Annotated in this window: 15 protein-coding genes; 7 read left to right on the top strand and 8 right to left on the bottom strand. The window is 64.0% G+C overall.

What is annotated here, in order from left to right; translation table 11 throughout:
- Nucleotides 1–3: 3 nt before the first annotated feature.
- Genes HUK82_RS03515 through HUK82_RS03505 form a run of 3 tightly spaced genes read right to left on the bottom strand, consistent with a single transcriptional unit; the run spans nucleotide 4 to nucleotide 2,998 of the window.
- Nucleotides 4–1,362, bottom strand: coding sequence for a dihydroorotase (locus tag HUK82_RS03515; protein WP_176612623.1), 1,359 nt, complete (start codon nucleotides 1,360–1,362; stop codon nucleotides 4–6).
- A 49-nt stretch (nucleotides 1,363–1,411) separates the two neighbouring features.
- Nucleotides 1,412–2,272 (bottom strand): sulfurtransferase, encoded by an 861-nt coding sequence (locus HUK82_RS03510; RefSeq protein ID WP_176612622.1) that lies wholly within the window; start codon nucleotides 2,270–2,272, stop codon nucleotides 1,412–1,414.
- A gap of 18 nt (nucleotides 2,273–2,290) precedes the next feature.
- On the bottom strand, nucleotides 2,291–2,998 hold the full coding sequence (locus HUK82_RS03505) for a GntR family transcriptional regulator (RefSeq protein ID WP_256126883.1): 708 nt from the start codon (nucleotides 2,996–2,998) through the stop codon (nucleotides 2,291–2,293).
- 158 nt (nucleotides 2,999–3,156) lie between these two features.
- On the opposite strand from HUK82_RS03505, the gene HUK82_RS03500 reads away from it, so the two are divergent.
- From HUK82_RS03500 to HUK82_RS03470, 7 genes are all read left to right on the top strand, one after another.
- Nucleotides 3,157–3,804 carry an aspartate/glutamate racemase family protein gene (locus HUK82_RS03500; protein WP_176612620.1) on the top strand — a complete coding sequence of 216 codons (648 nt, stop codon included), beginning with the start codon at nucleotides 3,157–3,159 and terminating at the stop codon, nucleotides 3,802–3,804.
- A 219-nt stretch (nucleotides 3,805–4,023) separates the two neighbouring features.
- A complete protein-coding gene (locus HUK82_RS03495) occupies nucleotides 4,024–6,408 on the top strand; it encodes a TonB-dependent receptor plug domain-containing protein (protein ID WP_176612619.1) in 2,385 nt (794 codons plus the stop codon).
- Nucleotides 6,409–6,973: 565 nt separating this feature from the next.
- Nucleotides 6,974–8,344, top strand: coding sequence for an L-serine ammonia-lyase (locus HUK82_RS03490; RefSeq protein ID WP_176612618.1), 1,371 nt, complete (start codon nucleotides 6,974–6,976; stop codon nucleotides 8,342–8,344).
- A gap of 382 nt (nucleotides 8,345–8,726) precedes the next feature.
- Nucleotides 8,727–9,947 carry an NAD(P) transhydrogenase subunit alpha gene (locus HUK82_RS03485; protein ID WP_176612617.1) on the top strand — a complete coding sequence of 407 codons (1,221 nt, stop codon included), beginning with the start codon at nucleotides 8,727–8,729 and terminating at the stop codon, nucleotides 9,945–9,947.
- Nucleotides 9,944–10,282: an NAD(P) transhydrogenase subunit alpha gene (locus HUK82_RS03480; RefSeq protein ID WP_176612616.1), complete on the top strand. Its 339-nt coding sequence runs from the start codon at nucleotides 9,944–9,946 to the stop codon at nucleotides 10,280–10,282. The genes HUK82_RS03485 and HUK82_RS03480 overlap by 4 nt, the downstream gene beginning before the upstream one ends.
- On the top strand, nucleotides 10,279–11,703 hold the full coding sequence (locus HUK82_RS03475) for an NAD(P)(+) transhydrogenase (Re/Si-specific) subunit beta (protein ID WP_176612615.1): 1,425 nt from the start codon (nucleotides 10,279–10,281) through the stop codon (nucleotides 11,701–11,703). Before HUK82_RS03480 ends, HUK82_RS03475 begins: the two co-directional genes overlap by 4 nt.
- 218 nt (nucleotides 11,704–11,921) lie before the next feature.
- Complete coding sequence (locus HUK82_RS03470; RefSeq protein ID WP_176612614.1) at nucleotides 11,922–12,905, top strand: zinc-dependent alcohol dehydrogenase family protein; 984 nt, start codon at nucleotides 11,922–11,924, stop codon at nucleotides 12,903–12,905.
- Between the two features lie 128 nt (nucleotides 12,906–13,033).
- Here HUK82_RS03470 and HUK82_RS03465 read toward each other — a convergent pair whose 3' ends face one another.
- The 5 genes from HUK82_RS03465 to HUK82_RS03445 all read right to left on the bottom strand — a co-directional run.
- Nucleotides 13,034–13,864, bottom strand: coding sequence for a response regulator (locus tag HUK82_RS03465; RefSeq protein ID WP_176612613.1), 831 nt, complete (start codon nucleotides 13,862–13,864; stop codon nucleotides 13,034–13,036).
- Nucleotides 13,861–14,574, bottom strand: a complete 714-nt coding sequence (locus HUK82_RS03460; RefSeq protein WP_176612612.1) for a PP2C family protein-serine/threonine phosphatase — start codon at nucleotides 14,572–14,574, stop codon at nucleotides 13,861–13,863. Before HUK82_RS03460 ends, HUK82_RS03465 begins: the two co-directional genes overlap by 4 nt.
- 226 nt (nucleotides 14,575–14,800) lie before the next feature.
- Nucleotides 14,801–16,630, bottom strand: a complete 1,830-nt coding sequence (locus HUK82_RS03455) for a serine/threonine-protein kinase (RefSeq protein WP_176612611.1) — start codon at nucleotides 16,628–16,630, stop codon at nucleotides 14,801–14,803.
- On the bottom strand, nucleotides 16,627–17,484 hold the full coding sequence (locus HUK82_RS03450; RefSeq protein ID WP_176612610.1) for a c-type heme family protein: 858 nt from the start codon (nucleotides 17,482–17,484) through the stop codon (nucleotides 16,627–16,629). Before HUK82_RS03450 ends, HUK82_RS03455 begins: the two co-directional genes overlap by 4 nt.
- Nucleotides 17,485–17,488: 4 nt before the next feature.
- Nucleotides 17,489–17,809 (bottom strand): peptidoglycan-binding domain-containing protein (locus HUK82_RS03445; protein WP_218061504.1); only part of this gene is annotated, 321 nt, incomplete at its 5' end.

Below are 17,809 nucleotides of genomic sequence, written 5' to 3'. Positions count from 1 at the left end.
TCTTCAGGCGAACCAGTGCCACAGGCCGCGCCGGACGTATTCACCTGCCCCCGGCCTGTTAACGACGTCGCTGCCGTCCCATGCCGTTTCTCCGCGCAAATACGTGCGCGAGACACGCCCGGTGAAACGGTGCCCATCGAACGGGCTCCATTTCAGGTCGTCATGCGCCGCCGCGCTGTCCCAGACGTGCTCGCCCGGCGTAAAGATCGCGATATCGGCGTCCGCCCCGACGCACAAACCACCTTTTTGCGGCCACAGACCGAAAAACTTCGCCGGACGCTCGCTCAACTGCGCCGCCGTCAGCGCGGGCGCGTCATAACCGCGTCGCTCGGCCTCGGTAAAAAACGCGGGCAGCAGTGTTTCGAGTCCGGGAACGCCCGCGCCGGCGTCGAAGATCGAGGGCGTGAACTTGTTGTCGATCGGCCAACTCGAATGATCGGAACTGACGAAGGCCACGCGCTCGTGCAGGATTTCATTCCACAGACCATCTCGAGCCCCGGGACGAATGGGCGGGTTCACCTTCATGCGCGCGCCCAGCGCCGGTCCGTGCTCCTGCGGATCGAGAACCAGATAGTGAACGCAGGTCTCACCCGTCGCGCGATAGCCGAGCGCCTGATACTGATCCGCCAACTCCATGCCTCGTGCTGTCGTAAAATGCACGATGTGCGCGTGCGCGCCGTGTGCTGCCCCAAGTTCGAAAAAAGCAGCCGATGCAGTCATCTCAGCGGCGATCGGGCGGCTGTCCGAATGGGCCTCTATCCCGTCCCGACCCGCAGCCCGCGCCGCGGCGATCCCCGACCGAACCATCTCCTGATCTTCGTTGTGCAGGCCGAGCGGAATGTCGGTTTCGGCAAGTGCTGCCAGAATGTCGCTCGTCTGGTCAGCGGCAATGCGCGGAAAACGCGTAGGGCTGCTTTCAAAAGACGAAATCTTGAACGCAACCACGCCACCGTCGATCAGGGGCGCCATGTCGGCCGTCCCCTGTCCCGGCATGACCGTGCCGTACAATGCCACATCGCAATGTGCCAGCGTCTCAATCGCCGCCACTTTCTCCCGCAGGCGCTCGACCGTGCTCAGGGGCTCCGGATTGTCATAGGGCATGTCGACAATAGTGGTGACGCCGCCCGCGATGGCCGAACGCGTCGTTGATTCAAGACCCGCCAGCCCAGCATAGCTGCCGGCATGTGTCTGCCCGTCCACGACACCGGGCATGACATAGCTGCCGGTGGCATCGACGACATCAAGCGCCGAAGGGGCCGGCCCCTGCCCGATGGCGGCGATCACCCCATCGCGGATCCCGATCCAACCATTTTCTATAATGTCCGACGGCGTTACGATGCGCCCCAGGATAATGCGATCCATAACGTTTTTTCCGTTTCAGGCTGGTAAGATCATGATGACTCGCGACCCGTCAGCCGGGCTCGGGGCCGGTGGCCACCGGGCGCGACGGGTCGGCGCTCCAGGCCGACCACGATCCGGGATACATGGGCGCGTCGATCCCCAGCATCATCAGCGCCGCGACCGTGTGGGCTGCCGACACGCCAGCCCCGCAGTAGACGCCCACCGGTCGGTTGCCATCCGCACCGGTCGCGGCATAGAGCGATCGAAGGGTCGCGAGATCGGCGAAATGGCCGTCCGGCGTCAGAGTATCAGGGGCCGGGACGTTGATCGCACCAGGAATATGACCGCGCGCTGGCGTCCCCGGCGGCACATCGCCGCCGCGATAGTTCGGGGCGATGCGCGTGTCCAGCAACACCCCGCTCCGCGCCAGCCGTGCCGCCGAGTCCGCGTCGAGTTCGGGCATCCCGCCCGGCTGTATGGCGACATCGCTTGGAACCGGTGGCGGGGACGCCTCCGTGACCACAGCACAGCCCGCAGACGCCCAGGCCTCAAAGCCACCATCCAGCATCACGACACGCGTGAAACCCGCCCAGCGCAGCACCCACCACGCACGCGCGGCCATCAGGTTGCCGTCATGATCGTAGACGACGATAGCACGATTTTTCCGCAACCCGAGCCGGCGCACCGTCTCCTGCAGTGCTGCAACGTCCGGCAATGGGCGCGCGCCATCGCGGGGATGGCTTGGGCTGGCGAAATCCACCGTCATTTCGGCATCCTGCGCGCCGGGGATACGGGGGGCTGCCTGAAACGGGCGCGGACAGACGGTATCGGGCGACCTGATCGCCAGTACGGACGGCGCCTGGTCCGATGCCAGCAGCCCAGCCAGCGCAGAGGCAGAAATCAGAACGTCTTCACGGCGATCGGCAGGCATGGCGGTCCCAGACTACAGTCAGAGTGTCACGGATGAGGAATGGTCGTTGAGAATGGACGCCGTCAGGCCGGCTCGGGTGCTCTCGATATGTCGGGCCATGGTCTTTCCGGCGACATCGGGATCGCGACCGCGCAGGATGTCCACGATCTGCACATGCTCCTGATTGGTTTCCATATTGATGTCGCGTTGGCGCGCGCCGATATAGAAAAAGCGCTCGCTTTCCTCCAGATGGCTGACGATCAACGCACTCAACCGTGGATTTCTGGAGCCATGGGCAATCGCGATATGAAACCGGCGATTGGCGTCAATGAAATAATCGATGCTGTTTTCTTCAGTCACACTGTAGGACGCCCGGGCCAGTTGACCCAGAAGATCGAGGTCCTCTTCGGTCATGTTCCGCGCGGCCAGCGATGCCGCCGTCTGCTCCAGAACCGATCGAACGGCGAAGAGATCGTTGATGTCCTTGATCGTGACCGGACGGATGCGATACCCGCGCCGCGGAAAGATATCCAGAAACCCGTCCATGGACAGCCGTGCGAGGGCCTCCCGAATAGGGGTCTTGCTGGTACCCAGCCGTTCGGCGAGTTCCAGTTCGGACACGTCGCTGTCCGGCGGAAGCTGACAGGTGATGATTTCCCGGCGCAACGTTGCGTAGGCCTGATCCGTAAGCGAGGGCTCGCGGCGTGGCCCTATGCGGGGCAACGGGCTTAAAGCGATCTTGGTCAACGTCCAGCCTTTCATCAGGATACGGTCCCTGGACTATAGAACCGTTATCCTGCAGCAGAAACGTATCATAAGATATTCCCACTGGTATATCAATGCCGTTCATGCGTATACCGCCCGCATGCGAAACAGGCTTTGCGCCGGAGTACGTTGTGAGTGACATGCCCAAGATAGTTGTCATCAATCCGAACTCGTCCGCCGACGTCACGGCCTCGATGCGGGAGAGCGTATCGGCAATGGCGCGCGCGCTTCCCTATACCCTTGACTGGATCACCAATCAGGGTGGGCCGCCGGGTATCGAGACGGACGCCCACGTGCACGCGGTTGCCTCCCAGATGAGTGACATTGTCGGGCACGCGGTCGCCGATGCTTTCGTCATTGGATGTTTTTCCGATCCCGGCGTGTCATCCTTGCGCGAGACCCAAGGCCGGCCGATCATTGGCATCGCGGAGGCCGCCTATCGATACGCCATGACGCAGACCCGTCGCTTCGGCGTCCTGTCGATCGTCGAAGCCTCCGTCGTGCGTCATCGCACTCATCTGCATCAGCTCGGGATCGCGTCATTTATGGCGGGCGACAGGCCGCTGGACCTTGGCGTCGCGGAGCTCGCGGGCGGTGGCGTGCTGGACCGACTGGTCTCGGTTGGTCGCATGTTGCGCGACGTCGACGGTGCCGAGGTCGTCATCCTGGGTTGCGCGGGGCTCGGGCGCTATCGCCTGCCGTTGCAGGCCGAACTGGGCATGCCCGTGATCGACCCGGTCATGGCATCGATCGCGCAGGCCGCGACGGAACTCCTGATGCGCATCTGAAAGGGTGCATGATCCCGACCGATAAAAAACGTCGGCCTGTATCATATTTATCACATTCATCTCTAAGTACATGAAATGCAAGGATATAATTGATCATTCCCGACATGGTCGGGCAGATTCGAGGGCAGCGTTGCGGCATCGAACTAATTGATATTTTTAATGGTATTCTTTCTGATATCTCACGAGACATATTTTACCTGGTAGGGTAGTTATTTCGTCATGATTACGGCATCCAAACGTTTCGTCCTCCTGGCGTTTACCGCCCTCTGCGTCCTTCCTGCCGCAACGGTACACGCGCAAAGTACGCAGTCGGTCGCGAAAACGGCCTATGAGAACAGCGCCGGCGAAGCCGTGATCGTGACCGGCACCCGCGAGACCGGGAAAAAGGCGCGCGAAAGCCTTAACCCCATTGATGTCATTTCCGCCCGGGAACTGGCCCGCACCGGGCAGACGAACGTGCGCGACGCCCTGATGCAGTTGCTGCCGTCCGTCAATCATCAGACGCAGGGCACGACCGTCGGCGCGCTGACGGATTCGATCAACCTGCGTGGACTAAGCCCGAACCAGACGCTGATCCTGGTGAACGGCAAGCGCCGTCACACCACCACCAACATCCAGACCGATGCAGGCCCCTTCCGCGGGTCGACGCCGGTCGACATCGATATGATCCCGATGTCGATGATCGACCATATCGAAGTGCTGCGCGACGGCGCATCAGCGCAGTACGGCTCGGATGCGGTGGCGGGCGTCGTCAACATCATCCTGAAAAGCGACGATCATGGCGGCACCCTGTCGAACGAGGCCGGAGCGTACAGTGCCGGTGACGGCTTTACCGAGAACCTGAACATCGACCACGGCTTCGCGCTAGGAAGCCGGGGCTGGTTGCATGCCGGACTGAGCTATCAGCATCGTGAGCGTACCGATCGCACGGGTGTGGACACACGCACGGGCCTGCTGGACAGCCACTGGATCGGCGATCCCCTCAGCGACCGGATTTCCGCCGCGATCAATGCGGGCTACCACGTCACCTCGGGGATCGAGGCGTATACGACGCTGACCTACGCACACCGCAACGCCAGCACGTTCCAGATCTATCGTCTGCCGTCCACGCTGCCCACAGTCTATCCAAACGGCTTCTCTCCCATCCTTGGCATCACCGAAAACGACTATGCGGCAACCCTGGGCTTGCGAGGCGGAAACTTTCTAGGCTGGAACTGGGACCTGAGCAGCACCTACGGCGGCGATCGCACCAATATCGGCATGCAGCAGTCGGCGAATACCGGTATCTACGCGGCAACCGGCGCCACCGACACCAGCTTTCACCTCACGGACTCCGCCTCCACGCAGCTGACAAACGATTTCGACCTCAAGCGCAGCTTCAGGCCTTCGTTCTGGGCTTTCCCGGTCAACGTAGCGCTGGGCGCGGAACAGAGATTCGAAACCTATTCGATCGGCAGCGGAAGCTACCAGTCCTATACTCTGGGTGGTTCGCAGGCCGTGCCAGGCGTGCAGCCGCAAAGTGCGGGAACACATTCGCGCGTGGTGTACGGCGTCTATGGCGACGTCTCGACGCACCTGACCAGACAGTTGCAGGTTGATATGGCCGGCCGCTTCGAACACTACACGGACTTCGGCAATACCGAGGCCGGCAAGGTCGCGGCACGCTACGACATCACGAAATGGTTCGGCATTCGCGGCACCATCAACAACTCGATCCGTGCACCGACGCTTGCGGAAGAGTACCATACGTCAGCGACGGTCACGACCACAGGTGCCACGGGTGAACTCGCACCCAGCTCACCCGGGGCAAAACTACTCGGCGCCAATGATCTGAAACCCGAACGTTCGACGAACGTCACCGCCGGGTTCGTCCTGCACCCGCTGCACAATCTTGATATTGCCGTCGATGCCTACCAGCTCGACATCCGTGACCGCATCATGGATGGGGGGACGTATAGCGGCGCGATGGCCGTCGCAGCCTTCGAGGCGAACGGTCGTTCCCTGCCTACCAACGTATCCCTCTCCGGTATTTCGGCCTCGTATCTGACCAACGCGGCGAGCACCCGCACACGCGGTGTGGACATCACGGGCAATTATCGCATCGACCTCGGACAAAACGGCCGGCTTGCCCTCGACGTTGCCCTGAACCTGAATGAGACCAGCATTCGCCATACCGGAACCAACGCGTTGGGCCGCTCCTTGCTGAACCTTCAGCAGATTGCGTACCTGACCACCGATGCACCGCGTAACGTGCTGATTTTCGGCGGCAACTGGACGAAGGGACGCTGGAACATCAACCTGCATGAGATGCGCTACGGTCATATCTTCGACCAGATGACGATCCAGCAGGGTGCCAACGCCTACTCGACCAGTGTGTTCGCGCCCTACACGGCGCATGCCCGTTTCATCACGAACCTTGCCGTCTCATACAGCCCCGCCGACCGCTGGACCGTCACGGCCGGCGCAAACAACCTGTTCAACACGTATCCCACACGCGTGCCCTATGCCGCCACCTATTATGGGCAGGCCAAATATGACCGCTATGGACAACAGATCGGCTTCAACGGCGGATTCTATTACATGAACATTTCGTACCGCTTCTAAAACGCACCGTCCCCGGCAACAGGGCTCAGCCCTCATGACCTCCAGGTGTGTCGGACCGGCAAAACGGCCCGATACACCGACGACCGAGTCTCGCGCTGGACACAGCCGCGACGTGCGGTGTGCGTCCTTGCGCAAAAGCACTCGAATCCCTGCCTGGATTGGGGCCACCGATCGCAGGTCGAGCCGGCGGCCCTTATGTCCAACGATAATCGCCGGCATGACGCCATGGCGGACACACGGGACGCGGTGCTCTCTCGCCGTATACACCGCCGCAAGCCGCTCCTGACCCGAGCGCATGCCGCTGTGCCCGACCCGTCACACAACACGGTAAGGCCACGCGGCGTAACGCGAACAGCGGAACGATGCCTGACTGTCCGTCACGTCCGGCGGCCCGGCCTGAACACCGGCGGCGTGGGTGCCAGCGAGATCGGAGCATCACTGACATCCGCCGCATGGCCGCCACCAACGAAAATCATACGCGGGCCAAGGTTAGGGCATGCGGTGACCGCTTCGCGCTTTGTACTTTCGGCGCTAAGGTTCCCAAGCGCCATTTGCCGAGAGAAGCATGATCAGTCTGTTCGACCTCTTCAAAGTCGGTATCGGTCCGTCGTCGTCCCACACGGTCGGGCCCATGCGCGCCGCACAGCGCTTTGCCGCGTCGCTGACACAGGCCGACAGGGTCGCCCGGCTACGGGTCACGCTGTATGGTTCCCTCGCCTGGACCGCGCAGGGGCACGCTACGGACAAGGCTATTATTCTGGGGCTGTGCGGCGAAAGTCCGCAGACGGTCGATCCGGACGCGGCCGACGCCATCGTGACGGACGTGCACGCTTGCCGCTATATCAGCATTCACGGGCACGGCATTGCTTTCGACCCGGCGGTGGATCTGGTTCTCGACCGCGAGACGACACCGCCTGTCCATCCCAATACGTTGCAGTTCGAGGCCCTCGACAGCGCAGGCCACCTTCTGGAGCACGCCCGATTCTGCTCCGTCGGGGGTGGTTTCATCGTCCATGAAGATGCGACCGAGAGCGCGGGCTACGTGCAGCCCGACGTGCCGTTCGATTTCGTCAGCGGGGCGCAACTCCTGGACCAGACCAAGCGCAGCGGATTGAGCATTGCCGACATCGTCATGGCCAATGAGAGCGCCTTACGCCCGCGCGCTGAGACCGAAGCCTATCTCGACCAGATTATCGACGTGATGATGGCGTGCATCGAACGCGGACTGAGCCATGGCGGTACCTTGCCGGGCCGGTTGAAAGTGCGGCGCCGCGCTGCCGCGCTGCACCAGCGACTGCGCGCGCAGGAGTCCGTCAACGCCCAATCACCCCACGGGATCATGGACTGGATCAGCCTGTTCGCGATCGCCGTGAACGAGGAGAACGCGGCGGGCGGACGCGTGGTCACCGCCCCCACCAATGGCGCGGCGGGCATCATTCCCGCCGTCCTGCGCTACTATCGGGATTTTTGCCCCCAGGCTTCGCCCGTTGCGGCCCGTCAGGGCATGCGGGACTTCCTGCTGACGGCGGCCGCTATCGGCGGCCTTTTCAAGCTCAATGCCTCGATTTCCGGCGCCGAGGTCGGGTGTCAGGGCGAAGTCGGGGTCGCGTCCTCCATGGCCGCCGCCGGGCTCGCCGCCGCACTGGGCGCCGACCCGCTGCACGTGGAAAACGCCGCCGAGATCGGCATGGAACACCATCTGGGCATGACCTGCGACCCCGTGGCCGGCCTGGTGCAGATCCCCTGCATCGAACGCAACGCCTTCGGAGCGGTCAAGGCCATCAACGCCGCCTCGCTCGCCATGCATGGCGACGGCACGCACCATGTCTCCCTCGACCAGGTCATCCGCACCATGGCCGAGACCGGACGCGACATGAACCACCGCTACAAGGAAACCTCGCTCGGTGGTCTGGCCGTCAATTTTCCGGAGTGCTGAGGCAGGACACCCCGTGCGGCGAGCCCCTGTAAAAAGCCAGTCGAGCCACATCCGCTTCTATCGTATGGGGGAGCAGCGCCTCCGTCCGCCCTCGTTCCGGCACACCGTTTCAACTGGTGGCCTGTTCGCCGCGTGTCGATCAGGTGCATGCGGGATCGGGCACGTCACGCGGCATGGACGGTCGGCGGCCGGACAGTAAAGTCGCGTCATCGCGACACCGACGTCAAACGGTGCCCGTGCCCGGAGGCGTCACAGCCTTGACCTCCATCAATGCCCTCGGACCCGGGGCCATGGCATCGTCGTACCAAGCAAGGCGCAACCTCGATGTTGTGCCACTCTCCGGCAACACCGCGCCATGACGACAGACCCAGGATCATAGCCAATGACTGTCAAGATTTCCGTCCTCAAGGAACGCGACGAAGGCGGCGAACGTCGCGTGGCGCTCATCCCGCAAGTCGTCGAAAAGCTGGCGCCGCTCGGAATCGCCTTTTCGATGGAGACCGGTGCCGGCCTGGCATCGTCCTATCCCGACAATGCCTACACCGGTGTCTCCGTATCACCGGACCGGAACGCGCTGCTGGCGGACGCGGATATCGTATTGGCCGTGCAGCCGCCATCCCTTGACACCGTCAGGGCCATGAAGCCGGGCTCCGTCCTTGTGTCCTTCGTCTACGGACGCAACAATCCCGATCTGGTGAAAGCCCTGCGGGACGGCAAAATCACCGGCTTCGCCATGGAACTGGTGCCCCGCATCTCCCGCGCGCAGGCCATGGACGCCCTGTCCAGTCAGGCCACACTGGCCGGGTATTACGCCGTGCTGATGGGCGCGGTGCACATGCCCAAGATTCTGCCCATGATGACCACCGCCGTGGGCTCGCTGCGCGCTGCACAGGTGCTGGTCATGGGCCTCGGCGTGGCCGGGCTTCAGGCCCTGGCGACCGCCAAGCGGCTCGGAGCCGTCACGGAAGGCTATGACGTTCGCCCCGAAACCCGGGAGGAGGCCCAGTCGCTGGGTGCGAAGTTCGTCGATACCGGCGTCGACGCCACAGGCCAGGGCGGCTATGCCCGGGAACTGACCGACGACGAAAAACACAAGGTCCGCACGATTCTCAGCGAGCACATCGCCCGCTCGGACCTGATCGTCACGACCGCCGCCGTTCCCGGCAAACGCGCGCCCCGCCTGATCGACGCGGAGCAGATAAGCGCCATGAAACCCGGTGCCGTTATCATCGATCTCGGCGCGGAAGGCGGCGGCAACTGCGAAGGCACCGTGGCGGGGCAGACCGTGCGCGTCGGCCCGGCGACCATCGTGGGACCCGTCAACGTGGCGTCCATGCTCGCCGAACAGGCCAGTGAACTCTACGCCAAGAACATCATGCATCTGCTTCAGCAGCTCATCACCAAAGAGCATGGTCTAGCCCCCGATTTCACCGACGAGGTCATCGCCGGCACCGCCCTGACGCATGACGGCTACATCACCAATGACGGCGTCCGCGCCGCGATCGACCCGACGTCGCCCGCTCCGCCCCCCGTCGCCCCGCCTGCCCCCGCCCCTGCCGTGACGCCTGACACCGGCCATACCGGGAAGGAGACCGTCCGATGATCACCGCCATGACCTTTGTCATCGCCCTCTATATCTTCATGCTCGCGGCCTTCACGGGTTACGAGGTCATCAGCCGCGTGCCGTCGATCCTGCACACGCCCCTCATGTCCGGTTCGAACTTCGTCCATGGCATCGTGGTGGTCGGCGCGCTGGGCGCCCTGTTCAACGCGTCATCCGTTCTGGAACAAGTCATCGGCTTTCTGGGCGTCATGCTCGGCGCCGGCAACGTGGTCGGCGGGTATGTCGTCACCGACCGGATGCTCGCGATGTTCAAGCCCAGCACCAAACCTGCCGCTCCTGCGCAGGGTATGCCGGTGACGGGAGCCAGATCATGATCGTCCTTGCCTACTGTGTCGCGCTCAGCGGCCTGATCGCCTCGGGGCTGCTTGTCTACGGGCTCAAGCGCATGTCGTCCCCGGTCACGGCCGTATCGGGGATCGTGACGGCCGGGTGGGGAATGCTGTTCGTCGTCGCGGCGAGCTTTCTGCAGATTTTCGGCGTGTCCGACGCCGCGCGCCCGCACATCGTGGTGAACGTCTTCCTGGCCATCCTCGCGCTGGTCATCGGTGGGGGCTGGGCCGGCTGGAAAGGCCGCAGCGTCGCCATGACGGCGATGCCGCAGATGGTCGCCCTGTTCAACGGCATGGGCGGCGGTGCGGCGGCGGCCGTGTCGGTCATCGCGCTGACCGGCCCGACGGACACGGGCATCGGCCAGCTTCTGGTCACGGTCGCGGGTGGCCTGATCGGCAGTATGTCCCTCTCCGGGTCGCTGATCGCGTGGGCCAAGCTCGATGGCCGGATGAACAGGCCCCTGCGCTTTGGTGGCCAGCGCATCGTCAATGCGGTCGTGTTCGTGCTGACCCTCGTACTGGGCGTCCTCGCGGTCGCGCAGTATCACCAGCCCGGGGGCGGCCTGATGGCCCTGCTGTTCTTCGCCGGCGCGCTGCTGTGCGGCATCTGCATGACCCTTCCGATCGGTGGCGCGGACATGCCGGTCGTGATCTCGCTGTATAACGCCTTCACCGGTCTTGCGGTCGGACTCGAGGGGTATGTCATGGCCGAGCCGGCCCTGATGATCGCGGGCATGGTCGTGGGCTCGGCGGGCACGCTGCTAACGGTCATGATGGCCAGGGGCATGAACCGGTCCATCTCCAATGTTCTGTTCAGCAATTTCGGCGAGGTCGCGGCGACCGCGGCCGCGGGTCCGCAGAAGGACGCCAAGTCGGTCAGCCCCGGCGACGCCGCGACCACGATGCGCTATGCCTCCACGGTCATCATCGTGCCAGGGTACGGGCTGGCGGTCGCGCAGGCCCAGGGCAAGCTGTACGAATTCGTCAAGCTGCTCCAGGCGGCCGGCGTCGACGTGAAATTCGCCATCCATCCGGTCGCGGGCCGTATGCCCGGCCACATGAACGTGCTGCTTGCCGAAGCCGGTGTGCCGTACGACATGATCTACGACATGGAGGACATCAACGACAGTTTCGGCGACACCGATGTCGCCCTCATCATCGGGGCGAACGACGTGGTCAACCCGTCCGCGCGGACGGATAAGTCGTCTCCGATCTATGGCATGCCAATTCTCAACGCCGACAAGGCCCGTCAGCTGTTCGTCATCAAACGCGGCATGGGCATGGGCTATTCCGCCGTTCAGAACCCGCTCTTCTTTCAGGACAATTGCGCTATGGTCTTCGGGGACGCGCAGGCCGTGCTGTCCAAAATGGTCGAGACGGTCAAGGGCCTCGCGACGTCGTCGTAAGGCCTGCGACATGGGCGTGCCAAGAACGGCCTTTGCCCCCAGAGGCCACGCGTGTAACCGGCTTCGGCACGACGTCCCCCGGACCGGTCGGGGTCAGAGTTGTCGTCGACGATGGGCCGCATTGCCGTCCACGTTGGCGTGGGACACGTGCGGCCGGACGTGATCGCGGCACAGGACGGCCCGACGTGCCGCCGTGAAAGCACAGGGAGTCACTACCCATGTTTGCCATGCAGTTGAAAGCCCATCACACGCCGCTCGAGTGGGTCGAGCTTCCGGACCCGGAGCCCGGGCCGAATGAGATCCGCATCCGCATCGGCGCGTGCGGCGTGTGCCGGACGGACCTGCATGTCACGGACGGCGAGCTGGCCCATGCAATGCTGCCCGTCATCCCGGGTCATGAGATCGTCGGCCGGATCGACCGGATCGGCCAGGACGTCACCGGCCTGTCCGTGGGCGAGAGGGTCGGTGTGCCGTGGCTCGGTCATACCTGCGGGCGCTGCCATTACTGCACGCACGGGATGGAAAATCTGTGCGATCATCCCCTCTTCACCGGTTTCACCCGCAATGGCGGCTACGCCACGATGACGGTCGCCGATGCGCGCTATGCGTTTCCGATGGGCGACAAGGGCGACGACAGGGATCTGGCCCCCCTGCTCTGCGCCGGGCTGATCGGCTGGCGCTGCCTCAACAAGGCCGGCTCCGGACAGAAAGTCGGCCTGTACGGCTTTGGCGCCGCCGCCCACATCATCACGCAGGTTCTCCGCTGGCAGGGACGCGACGTGTACGCCTTCACGTCGCCGGGGGACACCCAAAAGCAGGCCTTCGCCCGTTCGCTCGGGGCCGTCTGGGCCGGGGGCTCGGACGAGGAACCGCCTGACCCGCTCGACGCCGTCATTTTGTTCGCACCCGTCGGCGCTCTGGTGCCCGCTGGCCTCAAGGCCGTCCGCAAGGGGGGAAAGGTCGTCTGCGGCGGGATTCACATGAGCGATATCCCGGCGTTTTCCTACGACGCGCTGTGGGAGGAGCGCGAAATCGTCTCCGTCGCCAACCTCACCCGACAGGACGGTCTGGACTTCCTCAGGATCGCGCCGGACATCGGGATCCGGGTCACGAACACGCCTTACGCCCTGAAAGACGCCAACCAGGCGCTGGATGATCTTCGATACGGCCGCTTCGACGGCGCCGCCGTGTTGATTCCGTGAGTGGGCCTGAAAGCAGCGTGGCGGCTGTCAGGATACCGGCCACCTATGGGAGGACACCTCTCGCCGCGGAAGCGTTATAGGCATCCGGTGGTCAACGCGTCCGCGTGACGCACCGCCCATTACCAAAATCACGAACCGTCGCCGGACTCCACATCGACCGAAAGCGTAAAGACGTAGCCCGAGCCGCGATCAGTCCGGATGATCTCGCGCCCGCTCCGTCCTCCGGCGCCCCCGCCCTTGTCGAAGCGTCGCCGGAGACGGAGGATCTGGACGTCGACGCTGCGGTCGAACACGTCTTCATGCACCCGCGTGGCGTTCAGCAGATATTCGCGCGATAGCGGCCGGCCGGGGGCGTCGAGAAACGCCAGCAGAAGCGCGAAATCGCCTTTTGTCAGTTTGACGACATGGCCGGACGGATCCTTGAGAATCCGAAGACGCCGGTCGAGTTCCCAACCACTGAAGGCATAGATGCGTCGGCCGCCCGCACTCTTGAGGTCCTCCGGCTCCGCGCGCGTGCCCTGTCCGTCCCGGACAGAGCAAAATTCCTGATACCGGCGCGCCTGAACACGGATCCGGGCAAGCAGTTCCCGGGGCCCGAACGGCTTGACAAGGTAATCGTCAGCTCCCAGCTCGAGCCCGATGACACGGTCCATCTCCGAAATTCGATGGCCCGTCACCAGAATGATCGGCGCGTCCGTCGCGGCCCGCAGGGAGCGCATGACATCAATCCCGTCCAGGCCGCCCAGCTGAAGGTCGAGGACGATAACGGTCCGGGACCAGTCCGGTGCCGCGTCGTGCAGACCTTCGGGGCCACTGGACGACCACACCTCTATCCCGTTCATCGCCAGATAATTGCCGATCGCCGAACGGAATTCGTGATCGTCGTCGATCAGGACAACCGACAACCCGTCCGTCCTGGGAAGAGTGCCGGCCCCGGAGGACAGCTCCACCTCCGTCATGGACGCACGACCACCACGGCGGACACGTTGTCGCGCGCACGCCGCCGCAGGGCCGTAGCGAGCATACGCTCCGCAACGTCGCCGTCCTGTCCGAGGAAATAGCTGATTTCGTCCTCGTCCATCGTCTTCAACAGGCCATCACTGCACAACAGGAAGCGATCCTGCGGCAGAACGACGCCCGTACGCTTGTCGAGCTTGAGCTCCGCCTCCGCACCGCCAACCGCGCGCGTGATGATGTTGGCATTCGGATGGTGACGGCTTTCGATCAGGGACAGCGAGCCGGAATCGACCATCTGCTGCGCAAGGCTATGGTCATGGGTCAACTGGATCATTTCGCCGTCACGACGGAGGTAAACGCGCGAATCCCCGGCCCAGAGAACGACGAAGTAATCGCCAGCCAGCAACAGGACGACCAGTGTCGAGACGGCATCGTCCCCGGTGACCGCCGTGTGCTCCCGCAGGTGCTGGTGCGCCGCGTTGACGGCGCGCCGGACGGTTCCAAGCCTGTCTCCGGGGGGCACATCCGGCGGGATCGTTGCGATCGCGTCGATAATCGTCGTGGCCGCGTAACGGCCTCCCTTGTGACCGCCGGCGCCATCGGCGACCGCGTAGACGCCCAGATCCGGACGACAGACCAGCGCGTCCTGGTTCTCGGTCCGGAACGGCCCCTTGTGGGTCGCGTAATAGCTGTATTCCTGCAAATTCGTCATCGAGAGGTCTCGAGCCTTTCTCATGCCGAACATGGAACACTGGTCCGCGACCAGCCCGCTGGCGCGCAGGGTGCCCCGCGCCGTTCCGTGCCGCTCAACCCTCTCCGATCCGAACGGCACCGGCCGCCGCATCGGCCGGAACGGCCGCTGGGCAAACACCGGCGCGGCGCGGACGGCTCAACGTGCACAAGCATCCATTCCTCAGGCGTCGGGCCAGCACGCGTGATCATGGCCCTGGCCTCCCGGTCCGGTTCGGTCCTTCGGCGACGAGGCTCAGAAACGATGCCCGCTCGTCCGCATTGCGAATGAACAAGGAGCACTGTTCGACAAGAGTCTCCGCGTCGGTGTCGCGTCCCAGCCGGGAGACGACGAGTGGGCCGATCGGGCCGATGACACGCACCAGGCACATGGTCGTCCATTCCTGCCACGCGTGCCGGTCGTCGGCGTCCGCCACCCCGTTGGCACGTACCTCTGCCACAGCCTGAACGGGCACAGGGCCTCTCGTCGCGGCCACCGCGTCCACGGCGGCGTGGCCCACGACTGGCTCTGCCACAGGCTCCCCGGCAGGATGCGGCAACGGCACCCCAATCGACGTTCCACATGTCGGGTCAGCTGGATCGTCCGACGCCGATCGTGCCACGACAGCCGTCTGCGCCGTATCGGGGGGCGGAGGATCGACGCAATCGCGCGGCGCGTCCTCGGCCGCATCGGGAACGGCTGTGAACGGGGGGGGCGACTCCGGCACGCCATCGTCGGTCAGTGGCGTGCCGTCCGAAGTCTCCTCCACGGTCGCGTCGCCTGTGGCCGTGACGCTCGCAGGTGCGTCAGGCTGGGCGACAGCATGCCCGGGCCGCCAGACATCAGGCGTTGCGTCGACGCCCGCCTCCGGTGGCGAGACCGTCCCAACGGCCTCCGCGACGTTCATGTGGTCTGGTTCGGGCCGCTCCGGCACCGTGGATGTCGGACACACCAGCGTGTCGTCCGAGACATCCGACACCTGCGGTCCGGACCGGTCCGCAGAAGAACGGTCGAGAGCGGGAGCCGGCATCTCCAGCTTGCTCGCGGCCCGGTTCACGACCACCGTGTCGGCATCGTCACCCACAGCGGCCATCGGGAAGGCGTCGTTCCACTCGTCCGAACGAGGCGCGTGCTCCGGGGTACGCCGTCCCCGCGACATTGCCACCGCTTCGGCGAAAATCGGCGGCAACGCGGGCACCCTGAAAGAGCCGCCGATGACCTGTTCCAGGGTACGACCGAACGTGTCGGCATCCGGAAAACGATCTTCAGGCTTCTTGGCCAGAGCGGTGTCGATGGCCGCAATCAGTTGCGGCGACAGATCGTCACGAATGTCCTGCAAGGGCACGTGGGAGCGACTGATGATGCCAAGGATCGTGTCCGTGTAATTGGCCCCCTTGAACGGACGCTGACCGGCCAGAAGCTCATACAACACGCAGCCGAGCGAAAACAGATCCGAACGACCGTCAAGCGGCGCGCCCATGCACTGTTCGGGCGACATATAGCTGGGCGTGCCGATCAGCAGCGGCGTCATGGTCAGTTCCGTGCTCAGGAGCCGGGAGATGCCAAAGTCGGTAATCTTGAGCTTCGCATCAGCCGAAATCAGGATATTGGCCGGCTTGATGTCACGATGCACGATTCCGCGTTCATGCGCGTAGTGGAGGGCGTCCAGCACCTGCAAGGCAATCGGCAGAACCTCTCCCTCGCTGCGCAGGGAGCCGCGCGGCAGGGCCTGCTGAAGGCCGATCCCGTTCACATACTCCATGACAAGATAGGGATTACCCTCGTGAAACGAAAAATCGTATAGCCCGACAATGTTGGCGTGCACGCAGCGTCCGGCGATCTTCGCCTCGTTCTGGAAGCGGCGGAAATAACTCTCGCGCTCTTCACCGTCCAGCAGGTCCGCCCGGATAAGCTTGATGGCGACCGGACGATCGATATGCTCGTCATGTCCTTTGTAGACAACCCCCATCGCGCCGCGTCCGAGAACCGCCTCGATCTGGAAGCGCCCGATGCGCGCGGGAATATCCATCGCCGTCATGACTCGACCAGGGCGATCGCGCTCTCCATGCTGCGGCGCAAACGGTTGAACGACAGTGCCAGCGCGCCCAGCTCGCCGGGTTCGCGCGTATCGAACTCTTCCACACCTTCCACTCCAAGAGAAACATGCTCGGCCACGGCGGCGATTCTCGAAAGCGGACGCAGCAGCGCGACTTCCACCACGGCGCAAAAGACCGCCGCCAGCGCGGCGATCACCAGTGCAGCAAGGAGAACGCATGTTGTCTCAGAGGCTGGTGCGGGCGGAACCGGCACGGTGGCGATCGTCGCGCCGACGATTTCGCCGGCCTTGCGGTCAAAACCGTGTGCCGTGCCAAACGCATCGCGAATGGCAATCGGTGCGCTGGCCTTGGAGGTGTAACAGGTTGCGCAAACGCCATCGCTCATCGTCAGCGGCATGACGTAGGACAGGCGCCCTGGCGCGCGAATCTCGCTGTAGGGTTCGCCCTTTTTCTCGCCGCGCAGACGCATGATGGCATCGCGCTCCCAGCTATCGGGTCCATCCGTCACGCCGGTTGAATCCAGCACCACACGCCGGAGTCCATAGCCCGGCAGCGCATCGCCCAGAAGCCGGGCCTCGCTCTCGATCGTGAAAAAACCGGTACTTTGCGGAATGAAGACGACCTTTGCCCCCGCCACGCGATCGAGAAGCGGTGCCACCTGCTCGCGCGTATAGCGATCGGTCACGTCCGCCTGGGCGACCATAAGCCGCGCCGACGCTTCCGCGGCGGAGACCCGGGCCGCCCTGCCCTCGTGGTGGATAAGCCCCCACATGGCCAGAAAAGCGATCAGGGTTGCGGCACCCGTCGCCGCATAGATTTTCCCGCGAAGCGTCATTTTCTCATCCGCCCGTCAGAGCCTTCTGTTCGTCCGGCGTCAGTTGACCGGTCGTCGGATGCCCCAGTTTTTTTTGATAAAGCCTTACGGCGTTCGCCGTTGCCAGATTGTCCTTGCCCGTCACCGTTCCATGATACACGCCCGCGGCCAAAAGACCGAGTTGAAGCGCCCGGGTTTGCGGATCACCCTTCGGTGTTTCCGAATGCCGCGGCAACACGATATGACCGGGCTTGACCGGCGCCCTGCTGGCGGGCGTCGTGACGGTGGCCTTGGGGGGCTCGCCGGACATGGGCACTGCCGCCGCGTTCTGGCGCGGATCGGCCGG

The sequence above is a fragment of the Ameyamaea chiangmaiensis genome (genome assembly GCF_013376175.1).
Taxonomy (GTDB): domain Bacteria; phylum Pseudomonadota; class Alphaproteobacteria; order Acetobacterales; family Acetobacteraceae; genus Ameyamaea; species Ameyamaea chiangmaiensis.
Note: the sequence above shows the minus strand (reverse complement) of the source record. Positions and strands in the feature narration are given on the sequence as shown.

What these genes read in the sequence shown, in the direction of transcription:
- HUK82_RS03460 (WP_176612612.1), bottom strand. Translation starts at nt 14,574, where the DNA reads ATGACGAATTTGCAGGAATACAGCTATTACGCGACCCACAAGGGGCCG.
- HUK82_RS03510 (WP_176612622.1), bottom strand. Translation starts at nt 2,272, where the DNA reads ATGCCTGCCGATCGCCGTGAAGACGTTCTGATTTCTGCCTCTGCGCTG.
- HUK82_RS03485 (WP_176612617.1), top strand. Translation starts at nt 8,727, where the DNA reads ATGACTGTCAAGATTTCCGTCCTCAAGGAACGCGACGAAGGCGGCGAA.
- HUK82_RS03465 (WP_176612613.1), bottom strand. Translation starts at nt 13,864, where the DNA reads ATGACGGAGGTGGAGCTGTCCTCCGGGGCCGGCACTCTTCCCAGGACG.
- HUK82_RS03500 (WP_176612620.1), top strand. Translation starts at nt 3,157, where the DNA reads ATGCCCAAGATAGTTGTCATCAATCCGAACTCGTCCGCCGACGTCACG.
- HUK82_RS03470 (WP_176612614.1), top strand. Translation starts at nt 11,922, where the DNA reads ATGTTTGCCATGCAGTTGAAAGCCCATCACACGCCGCTCGAGTGGGTC.
- HUK82_RS03480 (WP_176612616.1), top strand. Translation starts at nt 9,944, where the DNA reads ATGATCACCGCCATGACCTTTGTCATCGCCCTCTATATCTTCATGCTC.
- HUK82_RS03450 (WP_176612610.1), bottom strand. Translation starts at nt 17,484, where the DNA reads ATGACGCTTCGCGGGAAAATCTATGCGGCGACGGGTGCCGCAACCCTG.
- HUK82_RS03490 (WP_176612618.1), top strand. Translation starts at nt 6,974, where the DNA reads ATGATCAGTCTGTTCGACCTCTTCAAAGTCGGTATCGGTCCGTCGTCG.
- HUK82_RS03455 (WP_176612611.1), bottom strand. Translation starts at nt 16,630, where the DNA reads ATGACGGCGATGGATATTCCCGCGCGCATCGGGCGCTTCCAGATCGAG.
- HUK82_RS03495 (WP_176612619.1), top strand. Translation starts at nt 4,024, where the DNA reads ATGATTACGGCATCCAAACGTTTCGTCCTCCTGGCGTTTACCGCCCTC.
- HUK82_RS03475 (WP_176612615.1), top strand. Translation starts at nt 10,279, where the DNA reads ATGATCGTCCTTGCCTACTGTGTCGCGCTCAGCGGCCTGATCGCCTCG.
- HUK82_RS03515 (WP_176612623.1), bottom strand. Translation starts at nt 1,362, where the DNA reads ATGGATCGCATTATCCTGGGGCGCATCGTAACGCCGTCGGACATTATA.